The 16,634-nt window shown below is 45.3% G+C and carries 13 protein-coding genes; all 13 read left to right on the forward strand.

Annotated elements, in window-relative coordinates; genetic code table 11:
* Positions 1–15 precede the first annotated feature (15 nt).
* The 13 genes from tssL (at position 16) to tssG (ending at position 16,632) form a co-directional block, all read left to right on the forward strand.
* Positions 16–1,338 carry a type VI secretion system protein TssL, long form gene (gene tssL / locus JHD44_RS03650; RefSeq protein WP_199461203.1) on the forward strand — a complete coding sequence of 441 codons (1,323 nt, stop codon included), beginning with the start codon at positions 16–18 and terminating at the stop codon, positions 1,336–1,338.
* Positions 1,338–4,904, forward strand: a complete 3,567-nt coding sequence (gene tssM, locus JHD44_RS03655; RefSeq protein ID WP_199461206.1) for a type VI secretion system membrane subunit TssM — start codon at positions 1,338–1,340, stop codon at positions 4,902–4,904. The genes tssL and tssM overlap by 1 nt, the downstream gene beginning before the upstream one ends.
* Positions 4,904–5,614, forward strand: coding sequence for a type VI secretion system-associated protein TagF (gene tagF / locus JHD44_RS03660; RefSeq protein WP_199461208.1), 711 nt, complete (start codon positions 4,904–4,906; stop codon positions 5,612–5,614). Before tssM ends, tagF begins: the two co-directional genes overlap by 1 nt.
* A 9-nt stretch (positions 5,615–5,623) precedes the next feature.
* Positions 5,624–6,358 carry a PP2C family protein-serine/threonine phosphatase gene (locus JHD44_RS03665; protein WP_199461210.1) on the forward strand — a complete coding sequence of 245 codons (735 nt, stop codon included), beginning with the start codon at positions 5,624–5,626 and terminating at the stop codon, positions 6,356–6,358.
* A complete protein-coding gene (locus JHD44_RS03670) occupies positions 6,355–7,548 on the forward strand; it encodes a tetratricopeptide repeat protein (protein WP_199461212.1) in 1,194 nt (397 codons plus the stop codon). The genes JHD44_RS03665 and JHD44_RS03670 overlap by 4 nt, the downstream gene beginning before the upstream one ends.
* Positions 7,549–7,583: 35 nt before the next feature.
* Positions 7,584–8,702 carry a type VI secretion system protein TssA gene (gene tssA, locus JHD44_RS03675; RefSeq protein WP_199461214.1) on the forward strand — a complete coding sequence of 373 codons (1,119 nt, stop codon included), beginning with the start codon at positions 7,584–7,586 and terminating at the stop codon, positions 8,700–8,702.
* A 111-nt stretch (positions 8,703–8,813) separates the two neighbouring features.
* Entirely contained in the window at positions 8,814–9,326 is a 513-nt protein-coding gene (gene tssB, locus JHD44_RS03680) for a type VI secretion system contractile sheath small subunit (RefSeq protein ID WP_199461216.1), read from the forward strand.
* A gap of 11 nt (positions 9,327–9,337) precedes the next feature.
* Positions 9,338–10,834, forward strand: a complete 1,497-nt coding sequence (gene tssC, locus JHD44_RS03685) for a type VI secretion system contractile sheath large subunit (RefSeq protein ID WP_199461218.1) — start codon at positions 9,338–9,340, stop codon at positions 10,832–10,834.
* A 71-nt stretch (positions 10,835–10,905) separates the two neighbouring features.
* Entirely contained in the window at positions 10,906–12,342 is a 1,437-nt protein-coding gene (gene tssC / locus JHD44_RS03690) for a type VI secretion system contractile sheath large subunit (protein WP_199461220.1), read from the forward strand.
* A gap of 2 nt (positions 12,343–12,344) precedes the next feature.
* Positions 12,345–13,184: a type VI secretion system accessory protein TagJ gene (locus tag JHD44_RS03695; RefSeq protein WP_199461222.1), complete on the forward strand. Its 840-nt coding sequence runs from the start codon at positions 12,345–12,347 to the stop codon at positions 13,182–13,184.
* Between the two features lie 78 nt (positions 13,185–13,262).
* Entirely contained in the window at positions 13,263–13,733 is a 471-nt protein-coding gene (gene tssE / locus JHD44_RS03700) for a type VI secretion system baseplate subunit TssE (protein ID WP_199461224.1), read from the forward strand.
* Positions 13,733–15,556 (forward strand): type VI secretion system baseplate subunit TssF, encoded by a 1,824-nt coding sequence (tssF, locus tag JHD44_RS03705; protein WP_199461226.1) that lies wholly within the window; start codon positions 13,733–13,735, stop codon positions 15,554–15,556. The genes tssE and tssF overlap by 1 nt, the downstream gene beginning before the upstream one ends.
* Positions 15,520–16,632, forward strand: coding sequence for a type VI secretion system baseplate subunit TssG (gene tssG, locus JHD44_RS03710; protein WP_199461228.1), 1,113 nt, complete (start codon positions 15,520–15,522; stop codon positions 16,630–16,632). Before tssF ends, tssG begins: the two co-directional genes overlap by 37 nt.
* Positions 16,633–16,634: the final 2 nt, after the last annotated feature.

Here is a 16,634-nt window from a genome sequence, read left to right on the forward strand (position 1 = left end):
TTGGAATCAGTCTAAATGGATTTTAATGGCAATCGAACCGTCATCATTCCTGTTCCAGGTGGTCAAGCCACGCTTGCAGACCAAATACCTTCAAACAACGTTAAAGGCGATGTGAACTGGGCAAGTTTATTAGATGACCCTGATAAGTTCTCATCTTCTGGATTGAATCGCTTAGAAAGTGCGGCTTTTAAACTGCTGTCTTTGGTTCCAGCGATTCGCAAATCTCAGACAAACCCAAGCCCAGCTTTGTTACGTCAACAGATTGTTGAAGAAATGGAATCTTATGAGACGAATGCAAGAAAGGCGGGAGTGGATGCCAGAACCGTCATGATTGGTCGTTACATACTGTGTACTTTGCTTGATGAAGCCGTGCTAAATACGCCATGGGGCGGTCAAAGCGATTGGCAAAACGACTCATTACTAAGTTTGTTTCACAAAGAAACTTGGGGCGGTGAAAACTTCTTTGTCATGCTCGATAATCTGGAGAAAGATCCCGCAGGTAATATTGACCTATTAGAGTTGATGTACGTGTGTCTTTCTTTAGGTTTTGAAGGGCGTTATGCACTCGAAGCTGACCGTTCGGGAAAGCTCATTGAAATCCGATCAAAGCTATTTCGGTTGATTCGATCGCAACGTAAAGAGCCTGCACGTTACCTATCCGCGAATTGGCAGGGGGGTAATATCACTGGGCGTGATTTAAGACGCTTTATTCCCCTTTGGGTATTTGCATCTGGGCTCACGGGGGCATTGGCGCTCTTGTTGTTTGTCTTACTTTATTTGCTCAATCAATCGTCATCCGTTCCATACCAAAAAATGGCACAGTTGGCACAACATACAGTGACCACTTTAGACCGCCCTCGAATCATTGATGTATCGGCTCTTAAAACATTGCGAACCTTTCTTGCTGAGGAAATTGAGCAAGGTTTGGTGACTGTTAACGAGCGTGACGGTAATGTCCGAATTGTGATGCAAGGAGATTTGTTCTTTGCTTCAGGACAGGCTCAATTGATGTCTAACTACAGTCAACTGGTTGCGCGAGTGGCTCAAGCTTTGCTCCAAGTGGATGGTGCTGTGGTTGTAGAAGGACACTCTGATAATCAACCAATCAGCACTTTGAAATACCCTTCAAATTGGCACTTATCTAAAGCTCGTGCGGAGTCTGTGGCTGGAGCATTAAGAGAGTACACGCAAGAGTTCGAACGCTTTAAAGCCGAAGGTAAAGCTGATACTCAACCCGTTGCTGACAATAAAACAAGAGAAGGTCGAGCTCAAAACCGTCGTGTTGAGATCGTTTTGCTCTCCAATCTTATTTGGCGTAACCAAGGAAGAAATAATTAATGCGACTGCCTATCCCGCGACTGCCAGTTTGGCTATTACGTTTGTTGAAAATGATGATTGGTGTGATCGCTCTGCTGATTGTGGCATTGCTGATTTGGTTTGTGACACCTCTGATTCATTTCGGTGAAATGGAACCATTTGCTTCAAGCACCGTTCGAGGGGGATTGATTGCACTGATTCTTATCGCCTACTTAGTTGTGAAGTTTAAACACTTCTTTGTTCGTAAGCGTAAAAACGAAGCGCTAGCGAAAGAAATGGCCAGTGCTCCTAAAGCAGAGACCCCTTTAGGGCAAGAAGAAGTGACGGAGCTGTCTAATAAGTTTCAATCTGCCTTGCAGCTGCTAAAGAAAGTGAAAACGAAAGAAGGTGGGCGAGGAAGTTATTTATATGTATTACCTTGGTACGCCATTATTGGGCCACCAGGGGCTGGTAAGACCACTGCTTTACTTAACTCGGACTTACATTTTCCACTTATTGACTCGGTAGGAGCGTCTGTAAAAGGCGTAGGTGGAACGCGTAACTGTGATTGGTGGTTTACCGATGAAGCGGTGCTATTGGACACAGCGGGGCGCTACACCACGCAGAATTCTCAGAGTGAGTTAGATGAAGTGGAGTGGAAAGGCTTTCTTGCCTTGCTGAAGAAGTTTCGTAGCCGCAAACCAATTAACGGTTTGATTGTCTCTTTTCCAGTGGATTATTTATTAAAGCTCCCTGAAGCGGAACTGATTACGCATGCCAAATTTATTAAGCAACGTATTCATGAGTTTCAAGAAACATTTAAGATCCGTTTCCCTGTCTACGTCACGTTAACCAAAACCGATTTGCTCCCAGGTTTCAGTGAGTTTTTTGACGATTTAGGTAAAGAAGAGCGCGCTCAAGTGTGGGGAATGACGTTTCCTTTAGGTGACGACCCCGATCAAGATCAAGATGTCGTGCCGGACTTTTTGATGGAGTTCCGAACACTACAAGAGCGTATCCAGTCTCTGGAAACCGGTCGCCTGCAAGCGGAATCAGACGTTAATCGTAGAGAGCAGATTTATGTATTCCCGCGTGCTTTTGGTTTGTTGCAAGACCCTATTGCGACATTCCTAGGAGAGATTTTTAAATCTACGCGCTACGAAACCCAGCCACTGCTTCGTGGTGTGTATTTGACCAGTGGTACGCAAGACGGTACGACATTGGATCGTGTTATTAGCTCTCTCGGGGCAAACTTTGGTCTTAAAACAGACCCTGCTGCACGTCGACCAGGTAAGGGAAAAGCCTACTTTTTACATAACTTAATGACCAAAGTGATTTTTAAAGAGTCCGGGCTGGCTGGCATTAATGTCAAACAAGAGCGTCGTATGTTGATGATGCATCTGGCTGGCTACTCGGCGGCGGCATTATTGACGGTGGGCCTATCGACGTATTGGTTATATACCTACTTTAGTAATCAGGCATTGGTAGACACAGTGCAGCAGGAGATTACCGCTGCGGAATATGAAATCAACAATATAAGCGCCTACGATCATGATTTACTGGCGCCTGTTCCTGCTTTGGATCGCGTGCGTAATATCACGACAGGTTATGCAGATGATCAAGAGGAAGGGTTGCGCTCTTTTCTTCAGATGGGGCTTTACCAAGGGGATAAATTAGGCCAAGGCGCGAATGAAGCCTATCAGCAGCTCTTATATAAGAGTTACCTTCCTAGAGTGATGGCTCGTCTCGAAAAAGCCATGTTTGAAGACCGTAGTAACGCAGATGCTTTATACGAGACATTACGTGTTTACCTCATGCTGTCAGATCAGAAGCATTTTGATGCCGAAATTGTGCAAAACTGGTTCAATCGGGATTGGGAGAGAACACTACCGAAATCAACGCAGGCGGAGCAAATCCATCGGTTAGATGCTCACTTAAATGCTTTGTTAGGCTTTTTGCCCTCATTGCCTGCACTTGAGCCGAACGCAGAATTGGTGGCGAGTGCTCGATCTGTATTAAGTAAACAACCGCCAGCGCGTCGTTTCTATGCCCATCTAAAACAAGATGGTCTCAATAATCGTGAGCTTGACGAATTTCGCCTAGTAGACGCTGTGGGAACAGATTCTATATACCTTTTTCGCTTCAAGAATGGTCAAAAGCTGACCTCTGGAATTAATGGCTTTTACACTCGCGACGCTTATCGTAAGTATTTCTTAGAGCAGCGTCAGGTCATGATTCAAAACCAATTAACGGATGAATGGGTTATGGGAGAAGAGTACGGTTTGTCTGCCGTAGGGGCCAATGCTGACATGCTCTTTAACCAAGTGGAAAACTTATATTTAGATGATTACTTGGCGCAATGGCGTGGTTACATAGAAAGTATCGGTTTTAAGCCAGTAAACACGAATGACGAAAGCTTGTTGTTGTTGAAGCGTCTTTCGCGCGACGACTCGCCATTAATTGGTTTGCTTAAGGGGATAAAAAAACACACCTCGGCAGAGGCCTTTACATTGCTGCCGGATGTGGATGCACCGAACGGCATGATGGATAGAGTCAGTAACGTTTTAACATCCGTTAGTGATCGAATGCTTAAAGGTTATCAGATGCGAACAGATAACCCTGTTGTTGAGTATTTTGCAGACCTGAACAACATGATAGAAGGCTCAGAGAACAGCGCGCCTCCGATTGATGAAACTTTGAAGTTATTAGACGAACTGTACGTTTACATGAGCGCGATGGATGGTTCACTTAATCGTGGTAAAGCTGCATTTCAGAATACCTCAGACCCAAATGGTCCTTCCGCTGTGTTACGCGAGATGGATATTGAGGCATCACGATTTCCAGAACCACTGTCTGGATTCATTGAACGCGTAACAGACAACGCTAGACGACTGACGACGACCGATGCCAAAGGCTATATGGAAAGGCGCTGGCAGAATGATGTGGTGCAGCAGTGTAATGCAATGATTGCCAATCGCTACCCCTTCAATAAAGCCAGTAATCGTGAAGCGACGATTGGCGACGTAAGCGCATATTTTGGTCCAAGTGGGATCGTAGAAACCTACTTCAATGATGTCATGATTGATTACGTCGATACAACAAGACGACCTTGGCAATGGAACACGACCAACGGTATCAGTTTAGGCTTTGCGGACGAAGTGTTGAATCAGCTTGAAATTGGCCGAGTTATTCGAGATACCTTTTATCGTAATGGGCAAACAGAGCCAAACATTAATTTCGAGTTGAAACCTTTAAAAATGGATAAGTCGATTCTACGAATGAGTCTGCTAATCAACGGTCAGCAAATGACCTATGCCCATGGCCCTCAACGAGGAATGCGTTTTCATTGGCCTGCAGAGGACAGTGCGGAACGAGGCTTAGCCCGTTTGGTTATTGTGACCGCAGAAGGACAAGAATCCGTAACGGAGCAAGGCGACTGGGCGCTGTTTAGGCTTTTTGATGAAGCGGATATCAAACGACTGGACAGTGAGCGTTACATCCTCAACTTTACCCTGAATAACGTGTACTCCGTATCGTTAGAACTGCGCGCTGGCAGTGTTTACAACCCATTCCTAATGTCTGAGCTACAACAAGTGAGGTGTCAGTAATGTCTGGATTAACCATTGGCATCTACGGAAAGTTGCCTGCCCACTCGGACTTTATTTCCGATTCGATCCACAGTGAAGTCAGTAATGAGTTGTATGAATGGGGGCAAACGTCCCTGTATCACAGTCAGCAACAGCTGTCTGAAATGGATTGGTTATCGGCGTATTTAGTGTCGCCTATTTGGCGCATGTGTGTGCCGCCCACCGACAAAAGAAAGCATGCCTGGATTGGGATCATGGTGCCTAGTGTGGATGCTGTGGGGCGCTATTTTCCATTGTTTCTAGTGTTTGAGATTGAGTCAAAACATATATGTGTGGAATGGCTTTTCAAAGAGGCTGACGCATTATTCTCAATGTTAGAAAAAGTATCCCTAGAGGCGTTACAAAAGCGGCTGCCCCTGAATGATGTGAAACAACAATTAGCTGAGGCGTTGGTATCCTTTGAATTGGGGGACGACTTGCAGGTTCCAGCCGGTTTAGTAAACGGAGAGTCTCTCAGTTTGAAACAACTTACCTCTGAGGAGCTGATGGCTTTTTTACCGACGCCACTGAATAACATTCAAGGTTCTTTATGGTGGTCCTTTGGTGATGTCCACGGTCGTAAAGATCCTTTCGTGATGGCTAAAAACTTGCCAAATGTAGAGGATTATCTGTTTCTGTTGACGGGTAATGCCATGCAGAAAACGTCATTAGAACCTTTAAAGCAGAACTAAGGCTGTGTCATGAATATGTACGTATGGGAAGGGCATGGTCAAACAGATACTGGTCCTCAACGTAGTGAAAACCAAGATAGCTTTATTACGTTGAATGATGTGGGGCTATGGTGTGTTGCGGATGGTATGGGAGGACATAAAGAAGGTGGTATCGCCAGCCATTTGGCAACACAAAGTCTAGAAGACATTCGTCATAAAGCCTTTGAGTCATTAAATGCCTTAGCCGTAGCGGTTCGAGAAATAGTTTTAGATGTAAATCGCTCACTGTGTGAAATGTCCAGTAGCTTTTACGACCGTGAGGTCATTGGTACGACAATCGTTGTGCTCATGATTTATCAGCAACAGGCCAAGGTTATTTGGGTGGGGGACTCCAGACTATATCGTATGCGCGGTACCTCATTTGAGCTGGTAACACGTGATCATACACAGTATGAGGAGCTGCTAAGTCGAGGTTTAGTCCATGACAACCAACCAGATCATCCTGCTCATCACATACTTACTCGCGCGTTGGGTGCAGCAGATCATTGTGAATTAGAAGAGCTCAACTTGGATGTCATGCCCAATGATATTTTTCTGATGTGCACAGATGGCGTTTCAAACACGATCAGTCAAATGGATCTCGCAAAAGTGATTTACTACAGCGAGGACAAAGTTCGAGCCGTTGCGAATTTAATTAACATGGCGCTTGCAAAAGATGCCTCAGACAACATTACCGCCGTTATCGTAGATAAGGGAGTGTCATGAAACACATTAAGTTAACTTTGCTAAGCAGTGTGGCGCTTCTGATGCATGGATGCGCTATGTTTCAATCACCACAGGATCGGGCGGAGGCCGGTTGGGAAACCGTGACCATTGCATCCTTTGATCAAATGGAGCCCTCTATAGATCCCTATTTAGGTGTGGATACGATCGGTGTGCTGACATTGGTTGAGAGCGATGCTGAACCAAAAGCCTTAGTGGAACAGGCGTGGCAATCGCTTAAAGACGGTGACTATAAACGAGCGAGAATATTATTAGGGCAGGCGCTTTACGTTGATGGGGAATACAAAGAAGCGATTGCCTTAAATAATCAAATTACTGCCGATCTTAATGTTTACGCTTACAAACACGGTTTTGATTTGATGGCAGATAAAACCGTTTATTTGGCGAATGAGGGCGATTCCTTAGAAAGTATTTCCGAGCAAGTATATGGCACTCAAAATTACTTTCCATTCTTAATGCGCTTAAATACGTTGGCATCATCAACGCTTGCACAAGGGGACTTGGTATGGACGCCAACAAAAGATGGTAAGAGCCAAAATACTCCAAAAAAAGCTAAACCGAAAGCACCAGTAGTTGCAAAGAAAGCGGCACCGATTGTCAATAAAACCGAAAATGTAGTAGAAGACAAACCCAGCGAAAATACAGTCATTAAAACCAAAGAAATGACTAATAAAGATTTGCCTGAATTAAAAAAGGACGATGAATCTTTAAAGACAGAAATGTCCGCTGAAAATAACCTGACGAATGAAGAAACTGAGAACACTGATAATCAAAAGTCCGACCAAGATAGTAATCTAAAAGTCCTAGAACCTGTCAAAGAAAGCGTCAACATTAATCAAGAAAGTGCACAAATTGAGAACAAAAACAGATTAAGTGAGCTGGAAGTAAAAGGTTTGTCAGCATTGAGAAAAGGTCGCCGAAAAGAAGCGTATCTTCTGTTACTCTCCGCGACAGAACTTTCAACAGATGGTCAAAACACACTGAATGACCTAAAAATAGAGTTGGTTGATCAGCCTTATTCAAGGGGGATTGCAAATTACCAATCTCAAAACTTACAACAAGCCATCGCCGATTTTGATCAAGTACTAAGCATTGCACCTGATCACAGTCAAGCGAGTTTGTACCGTGCTCGTTGTGTGCGTCTGTTAGAAAAGCTTCAAACGATTCAATAATTCAATGACTGAACAAATCGTGTGACAGGGATAGTATGGACTATATAGACGCGCTCAAGCCGATTAATGAAGACGGACCTACTGGGATAGACATTCGTGATGATGCTGAATTAAGCGAGTTATATTACTCACTCCGTGATCTCAGAAATGGTATCCGCGCAGAAGAGCGTAAAGTTGTTCAGCTAGAAGATTTGCACTCACTTTCTGGTGAGTGGCGTCCTGTTAGAGAGCAATGCTTAAAGATCCTGACAGAACATACCAAAGATGTTGAGGTACTGGCATGGTTAATCGAAGCCAGTATCCGATTGGATGGATTTTTAGGGCTGGCACAATCTTTGGCACTGGCGGAAAAAATGGTATCGACATTCTGGGGAAGCTTGTACCCGCTACCAGATGAAGATGGTATTCAAGCAACCTTATATCCGCTCAGTGGTCTTAATGGCGATAATGGTGAGGGAACGCTCATCATGCCCATTCGAATGTCTCCGTTCATGTATACCCACGAAGGTGAGCCCGTATTGGTATGGGACTACATCAAAGCCTGCGAATTGGGGCAGATCCAAGACCAAGACAAACGTAAACGTCGCATTGATAACGGTGAGTTAACCGTTGATCAACTGCAACAACAGGCGCACAGCAGCAATACCGATCAAATACGTACGATCGCTACTTCGGTCCATCAAGCACGACAACATTTTATCGCGTTAGAAGACTTTCTAAATGAACAATGTGGTTTTGATTCACCGCCAACATCAGCCATCAAAAATACCTTAGCCGTGGCCCAAGAAGCCATCAAAGTCATCGCACATATTGATGTAACGGATAAGCCTGCCGAAGAAGTGCTGGTTGAAGAGCTTGATGTTGAAGCTCAAATACCTGAGCCATCAGCGCAGAGCGCGTTACAAGCATCAGCCTCTTTTGACCCGATGACCTACTATCCGACATCCCGAGATGAGGCCTTAATTATGACCTCACGACTGAGTTTGTTTTTTGAAAATACAGAGCCGCATTCGCCGTTATCCCACCAAATGAAACGTGTCGAACGTTGGGGACGCATGAGCCTTGCAGAATTAATGGAAGAGCTGTTAGACGATGACAATGCTCGTAAACAGTTTTTCCGTTTAATTGGCCTCAATCCAAGCAGTGGAGGCTAATGAATAACCTGTGGCTAGCGTGCCGCTGGTGATCAAAACGAAAGTTCGAAATATTTATCCATGCCTTATGCGCCGGTAAATGTGAAATAAAGGAATAGCCGAGGACGAAACATGAGTAGTGAAAGCATTCACAAAAAATTAGAGCGAGTACGTAAGCCACGTGTTCACATCACCTACGATGTGGAAACAGAAGGTGCTGTCGTCGTCAAAGAACTGCCATTCGTAATGGGGATCATGGGGGAGTTCACGGGTAACAATCCTGGAGCACCGCTAAAGAGCCTAAAGGATCGCAAATTTATCCAAGTGGATCGCGATAACCTAAATGATGTAATGGCGAAGCTTGAGCCTGGTTTGGCGTTCAAAGTGGATAACAAACTGACTGAGCAGCAAGGCTCTATTCCTGTCGACTTAAAGTTTCGTTCAATGGAAGACTTTGAACCAGGTCAAGTTGTGCAACAAATTGACCCGCTGAAAAACTTGTTGGATACCCGTAACAAGCTTCGAGATCTATTAACTAAGGCAGATCGTTCAGAAGAACTGGAGTCTCTGCTTGAGCAAGTTCTTCAGAGTACAGATAACGTTCAGCAGCTATCTAGTGAGCTGCAAGATAATGACGGCAACTAGGGGCAACAGGGATGACTGATACGACTGCAACGCTTGATCCACAAACGCAAACACAAACGTTAGAGCAACCGAGTCTACTAGACCAAGTAATTGGTGCGACGAAGCAAACTGAGAGCAGTGTTGCGAAAGATTTGCTAAAGACACTGGTTGATGGGGCGATGGAAGGAACCGTTGTTTGGGACCGAAATATCGCAAAAACTATCAATCAAGCTATTAACTTACTTGATCAGAAACTGTCTGAACAGCTCAATGAAGTCATGCATTCAGAAGAGTTTTTGAAACTCGAAGGCTCATGGCGCGGTTTGAAATACTTGGTTCATAACTCTGAAACCAATACTTCGCTTAAACTGAAAATGCTGAACTTGAGCAAAAAAGACTTATACAAAGACCTTGATCGAGCGGTTGAGTTTGACCAAAGTGAAATGTTTAAAAAAGTCTATGAAGAAGAGTTCGGCACACCAGGTGGTGAACCGTTTGGTGCCATCATTGGGGACTATGCGTTCGATAGTTCACCAAACGACATCGAAATGTTGTCAAAAATGTCGAATATCTCTGCCGCCGCATTCTGTCCTTTCATTGCGTCGGCAGGCCCGGAGTTATTCGGTCTAGAAAGTTGGACAGAATTGTCACGTCCTCGTGACCTTGAAAAAATCTTTGACTCCAAAGAATACATTAAATGGCGTAGCTTCCGTGATACAGAAGATTCACGTTTTGTGTCACTGACATTGCCGCGTGTTCTAGCGCGTCTACCTTATGGTGATAAAACCAAACCGATTGACGAATTTGGTTACGAAGAAGCGCCAATTGATCAAACGGGTATTGCTCGTGTGGCAGAGCATGATGATTACTGCTGGATGAATGCTGCCTACGTTATGGGCACACGTATGACCCATGCCTTCTCAACAACGGGTTGGTGTACAGCAATTCGAGGTGCAGAAGGTGGTGGTCGTGTAGAAGATCTGCCGACGCACATTTTCACCAGTGATGATGGTGACCTTGACCTGAAATGCCCAACGGAAATTGGTCTGACGGATCGTCGCGAAGCGGAGTTATCAAAGCTTGGCTTCCTTCCGCTTTGTCATTACAAGAATACTGACTACGCCGTGTTCTTTGGCGGTCAGACTGCTCAGAAACCTAAGATCTACGATCGCCCAGAAGCGACTGCTAACGCGGCTATTTCCGCGCGCCTACCGTACATGATGGCAACGTCTCGTTTTACTCATTACTTAAAGGTCATGGGGCGCGACAAAATTGGCTCTTTCATGGAAAAAGAGGACGTGGAATCTTGGTTAAACCGTTGGTTGCTGAACTATGTTAACAACAACCCAGACTCTGGTCAGGACATGAAAGCTCGCTACCCACTGCGTGAAGCGAAAGTGCAGGTAACCGAAATACCTGGTCGCCCAGGTTCTTACAATGTGGTGGCTTGGATGCGTCCATGGCTGCAACTTGAAGAGCTTACGGCGTCGATGCGCATGGTTGCGCGCATACCACAAATGGGCAACTAATCAGGCAAAGTACAAGCACTCGCAGAGCAAGAGTGCTTGTACCTGATACATAGGGATATGGTGTTGGTGTCATGAGTCACGCGTTTCAAACAATTCAAAGCTACCGAAATAGCGAAGCAGAAAACGTTGCTTGGGTTAATGAGCTTATTGAGGTTCTGGACTTAGATCTTCTGGAAGAAGTGCCTTCTAAGCTCCAAGTTATCGCCAGTTTGAACTTACAGATCGCTAAGATTGACGCCTTATTACAACGTCAATTGGATGAAGTGTTGCATCACCCTGACTTTCAAGCATTAGAGTCTGCTTGGTTAGGGTGTCGATATTTGCTGCAACAAGTTGGACTGAATCATCAAGTCAAGCTAAAGCTCTTAAGCGTGTCATGGTCCGAACTCAATCGCGACATCATGCGTGCTATCGAAATTGACCAAAGTGAGATTTTTAACAAAGTCTACAACGGAGAATTTGGCATTGCAGGTGGCGAGCCCTTTGGGGCGATGCTGTGTAATTACGATGTGGCGTTGACGCCAAAATACCATGGTGTCGACGATATTCGATTGATTGATGGTTTGTCACAAGTGGCCGCCGCGGCGTTTTGCCCATTTTTATTTAATGCGCATCCTTCCTTGTTGGAGCTGGACGACTTTACGTCATTACGTTCGTCCTTAAATTTACAGCGCACTTATCAGCAGCTGGATTTTATAAACTGGAAAGCGGTTCGTCGCAAAGAAGATGCGCGATTCATTGGTATTACACTGCCGCGCATCTATTTACGCCGACCTTACCGACATCGTCCAACTCGTACCGATCAATTTGTTTTTCAAGAGCGCTTATCAAAGCGTTCTGACCGTCTTAAAAGCGGGGCGATTTTTGCCTTAGGCGCGGTGATGGCGCGTTGTTTTGCTAATACTGGCTGGCTTGCTGAGATCACTGGTGAGCGCTATTTCGGTGGTGGTGTGATTGCCGGATTGGATGAGCATACCTCAGCAGTTGATCAAGAACAGATCATAGCAGCGGAGGTGATGATTCCGGATACGTTGGAAAGAACACTGACGGAGTACGGATTTATCTCAGCATGCTATACCGCCAATGGGGGCTCGGGGCTGTTTTACAGTGTGCCGTCGATTCAAAGCCCAGTGCAGTACAACAATGATCAGGCCAATATCAATGCCCGTTATTCAGCCATGTTGCAGTACGTATTGTGTACCTCACGGTTTGCTCATTACCTAAAAGTCATTGTGCGAGACCAAGTGGGCTCTTTTTACAGTGCTGAAGAATGTCGACGCTTTCTACAAAGCTGGATCATGAATTACGTCATGGCAACAGATGAAGCCAGTGACGTGCTATTAGCGCGTTATCCACTTCGTGATGCGCGAGTCAGTGTGACCGAGAAAGCTGGCTCAAGTGGGGCTTACATGTGTGTGGTGCATCTAAAGCCACATTTTCAATTAGAAACAATCGAAACCTCCATTCAGTTTAGTGCCGAAGTGGTTTCAAACCGAGTAACAGGATAAGTATGGATATTAAAGGAATCAGTGCGCTGTACGACCAAGGCGATTTGGCGGCAGCATTAACGCATGCTAAAGCATTTGTCAGAGATAACCCTGAAAGCAACGAAGGACGTAGCCTGTTACTACAATTTTATTTGTTTGCTGGTGAAACCGATAAAGCCATCAGCCAATTGACCATTATGGAACGTCAATATGAGAACGACTTACCGTCGTTTATGACCCTAAAGGTCATGATGGAAATGCTGAAAGCCGACAATCAACGCAAAGAGTTTATGCGCACACTAAACGCAATCCCAGCGATTGATGAAGCAGACCGCGTGGCATTGATGCCAAGTTTTGAATTGATGCAAGGTTTGAAGTCGAACAGGCTGACCAAAGTAGAAGCACAGTCTTTATTGGAGCAGCGTCCTCAGCCGGTATTTGAGTGTCAGTCAGGCGAGCAGTCTTTTGTTGGTGAGCTCATTGAACCTGACGATCTGACGGCCTTTGCTCTGGAGGTATTTGTAGCAAATCAAGGCTACGGTTGGCTGCCTTGGCAGCGTATCCAAAGTATCGAATTTTTCCCCTACGAAAAACCAGTAGACCTCTTGTATCGCAAAGCGGTCATTCAACTGATACCTAAATCCGAGGATGACACACCCACGCCAATGCACGTCTTTATCCCGACGGTTTATGCGGGTACCGCAAACAGCGATACCCAAGCAGCACTCGCTCGTGCAACCGATTGGGACGCGGATGAGACAACGGAAATCGTCACAGGGATCGGTCAGAAATGCTGGTTAGTAGGGGATGAACTGATTCCGATTTTGCAAATCGAGAAACTGTTTCGAATACAGCCTAATTAATTCGAATTTAAAGCCTTCGCAAACAGAACCTTTGCCAAGGCTTTTTACACTAGTTAACTTTTAAATACGGATAATTTAATGCTTAACGACTCTCTACAGTCTCCATTTTTACAGCTGACGCAAGACGATGCGCCGGAGCGAAAGGTTGACGGCCATCGTCCGCCTTCCGAATTCTATCGCCTTTATCGTGATGCGGTGATGCGAGACTTAGAGGATTTGTTAAATAACCGATGTCGTTCATTAAACCCTTTCGAACACATTGATGATGATGTGCTGCTGACTTACGGTGTGACGGATTTTGCCCACATCAATATTTCTGCTCTTAGCGGGCGAGAAGCACTGCGTCAAAAAATCCAAGACACGATTCGCATCAACGAGCCAAGACTGCGAGACATTCGAGTGAGCTTAAGCGAAGAAAAGATTGACACAAACAGCTTAGGTTTTTGTATCGAGGCCAAGCTCGTTTTTTATGGTGAGTCAGAAGCTGTGGTGATTACCGCTTTATTTGAGCCAGCGCTAAAAATGTTTAACTTTAGGTCGGGACGATAATGAAGCAAGCTCTGATTGATGTTTACCAAAAGGAATTAAATTACCTGAAGCGCCGCGGTGAAGCGTTTGCTAAGGAATACCCTAAAATTGGTGCGCGTTTGCACATTGCCGATGATCACTCACGTGATCCTCATGTCGAGCGTATTATACAAGGGGTTGCGTTTCTGAATGCGCGCATTCGAAAAAAGCTAGACGATGAGTTTCCTGAGCTTTGCCAAACATTACTGGACGTCATTTATCCGCATTATTTAAGACCACTACCAAGCTACAATATCATTCGTTTTGCGCCGGATAAGGATTTATCCACTATCGCCAATATTCCACGGGGTAGGGTCGTCGAGTCGGATGGGGACGAAGTATATTCATGCCGTTTCACGACGATATACGACACTCAGGTAGTCCCTTTTGAGGTTCGCCGTGCGCGTTTACAAACTTGCCCTGTTGAAGCACCAAACCCTGGAAGTTATCAGGATATTAAATCGGTGCTGACGCTGCGTTTAGAGGCTATCAACTCCGACATTGAACTGGAAAAGTTACCATTAAAGCGTGTCCGTTTTTATTTAAAGGGCAATCGTCATTACAGCTTTGCCCTGTATGAATTGTTATTGAATCACTGCTTAAAGGTCGCAGTGGCAAAAGACCCTCATGACCCGAATGCCACTTTGTTTCAAGCTGAGGACATTATTCACCCCGTTGGCTTTGAAGAAAACGAAGGAATGCTGCCTTATCCTGAGCAATCCTTTATAGGCTATCGGTTGCTTACTGAGTACTTCGCATACCCTGAAAAATTTCTATTTTTTGATGTTGATCTAGGCGCTCTTGAAGGAAAACTGGAAGGCCAACATCTAGAGCTGTTTTTCTATTTTGATAAAGCGTTACCTGACATTGAGGCCACCATTGATCACAACAATTTTGTGTTGAATGCGACGCCTTTAGTGAACCTATATGAACAGTATTCGGAGCCTACTCGGTTAGAGGAATCGTCCTACGAGTACCCCGTGATTGCAGACGCCCGTCACCCTGATTGTGTTGAAGTTTACAATATTGAGTCTGTATCCATTTCAACGGATGAGACGAACCTTGAATCGGTTAGTCCATTCTTTGGCGTAAGCACCACACCGCGATCAGAGTTAACCGATGTTCGTTGGCACTCCCGTCGTGAAGAAATGGAATATGGCAATGTACGCAGCCAATATCAGCTCTCATTAATCCATGTAGACAGTTTACTAGCGGAACAGAATGATGCCGTCATGTTGACTCGATTGCGTTGTTTTAATGGAAATCTGCCCTATAAGCTCACCCAGCGTCAAAGTCATCCACCCTTAGTACTCAGTACTGGCTCTTCAGCAGTGGATACTATCGAATGTATGACTCCCTTTACCGACGCGGTGCGTCCTCGTATGGACGATGATGTCTATTGGCAATTGCTGTCTCATTTGAATTTAAACTATGTTTCCTTGGCAGCCGGAGAGTTGGGCTCCAATGCGTTCCAGAAAATCCTTTCACTGTACAATTTTACAGAGTCTGGTGAAAACGATGGCGTGATCAATGCCGTGCAAATACGTCAGATTACCCCGAGTACTTTACGAATAGTTGATGGTCATGGCATGCCGTTTTTCTGCCGTGGTAGTCACGTTACTTTACGACTTGATGAAGCTAAATTTGCGGGCAGCTCACCTTACTTATTTGCTTCTGTATTAGAGCGCTTTTTAGGGCTATATACCCAGATCAATTCGTTCGTGAAGTTAACTGTCGAGCTGCATGGCAAAGAGCAAGCTATGAAATCATGGCCAGCGCGCAGTGGGGAGCAAACGTTGCTATGACGCCGTCACAAGACTTACTCGTTACATCGCCTGATATCGACTTTTTCCAGCAACTACGAGTGTTAGAGAGTCAGGCACGCAAACGCAATGGGGATGCTTCTGCCCCCATTGGTTATGACTTTCCTTTGTATCGAGAATTTGTAGATTTCTGTGTCGTGCAGTCGCTGGTATCGCCTTATGCCGCGAAGCTGAAACTAGAGACATTACCCGAACAATATGGCTTTCAAAAACAACGACTGCAAGTAGCATGTTTCGGCTTAACCGGCCCTTCCGGTGTATTACCTCAGCATTACACCGAAATGTTAGCGCAACGTGTGCGTGACAAAGACTCTGCGCTGAGTGTGTTACTGGATGGCTTTAATGCTCGAGCGATCAGTTTTTTATACCGCGCTTGGCAAAAAAACCGCCTAGCGGTGTTAGAGGAGCAAGCACAGCAACAGTCGGCTAGTGAGTCCTCATTACCAACACGAAAAATGTTGATGAGCTACACCGGTTTGCGTCATGGCTCTCCTCAGCAAACGGCATCAACAGATTCCTCAGAAGAAGATGACCTAGTCGTGCCCAGCAGTGAAGACATTGCCTATTACTTTTCGGGATATTTCAGTCAGCGTCCACGCAATGCCAATGCTCTAACAAAAATGATGAGCCATGTCCTGAAGTGCCAAGTGACCTTGATGCCTTTCTTTGGGCGTTGGTTTGATCTGGATAATACTCAGCAAAATGTTCTAGGCAGTGCCAATTGCACGCTTGGGCAAAGCTTCGTGATTGGACGTTCAGTCTACGAAGGCGGTTTTAGTATGCGCTTAAAAACCGAACCACTAAGTTTTAGAAAATTTCAGCAAATCCGCCCAGGCGGAAAGCTGTTTGACTGCTTGCAAGATTTATTGATCGCTTATCTGGGACCGGATTACTGGGTCGATTTGCAAGTTGTTTTAAAAGGTCATGAGCGTCCAGCGTTAACGCTTGGACAGCGTAACGCCAATGCTCCTGAACTCGCCTTGGGTGAAGGGCTTTGGTTATCGAGCGAGCCCGCTGCTTACGATGTAGCGGACACGATTTACTCTCTTAATCGTTAATT

The sequence above is a fragment of the Marinomonas ostreistagni genome, assembly GCF_016461785.1.
Lineage (GTDB): Bacteria > Pseudomonadota > Gammaproteobacteria > Pseudomonadales > Marinomonadaceae > Marinomonas > Marinomonas ostreistagni_A.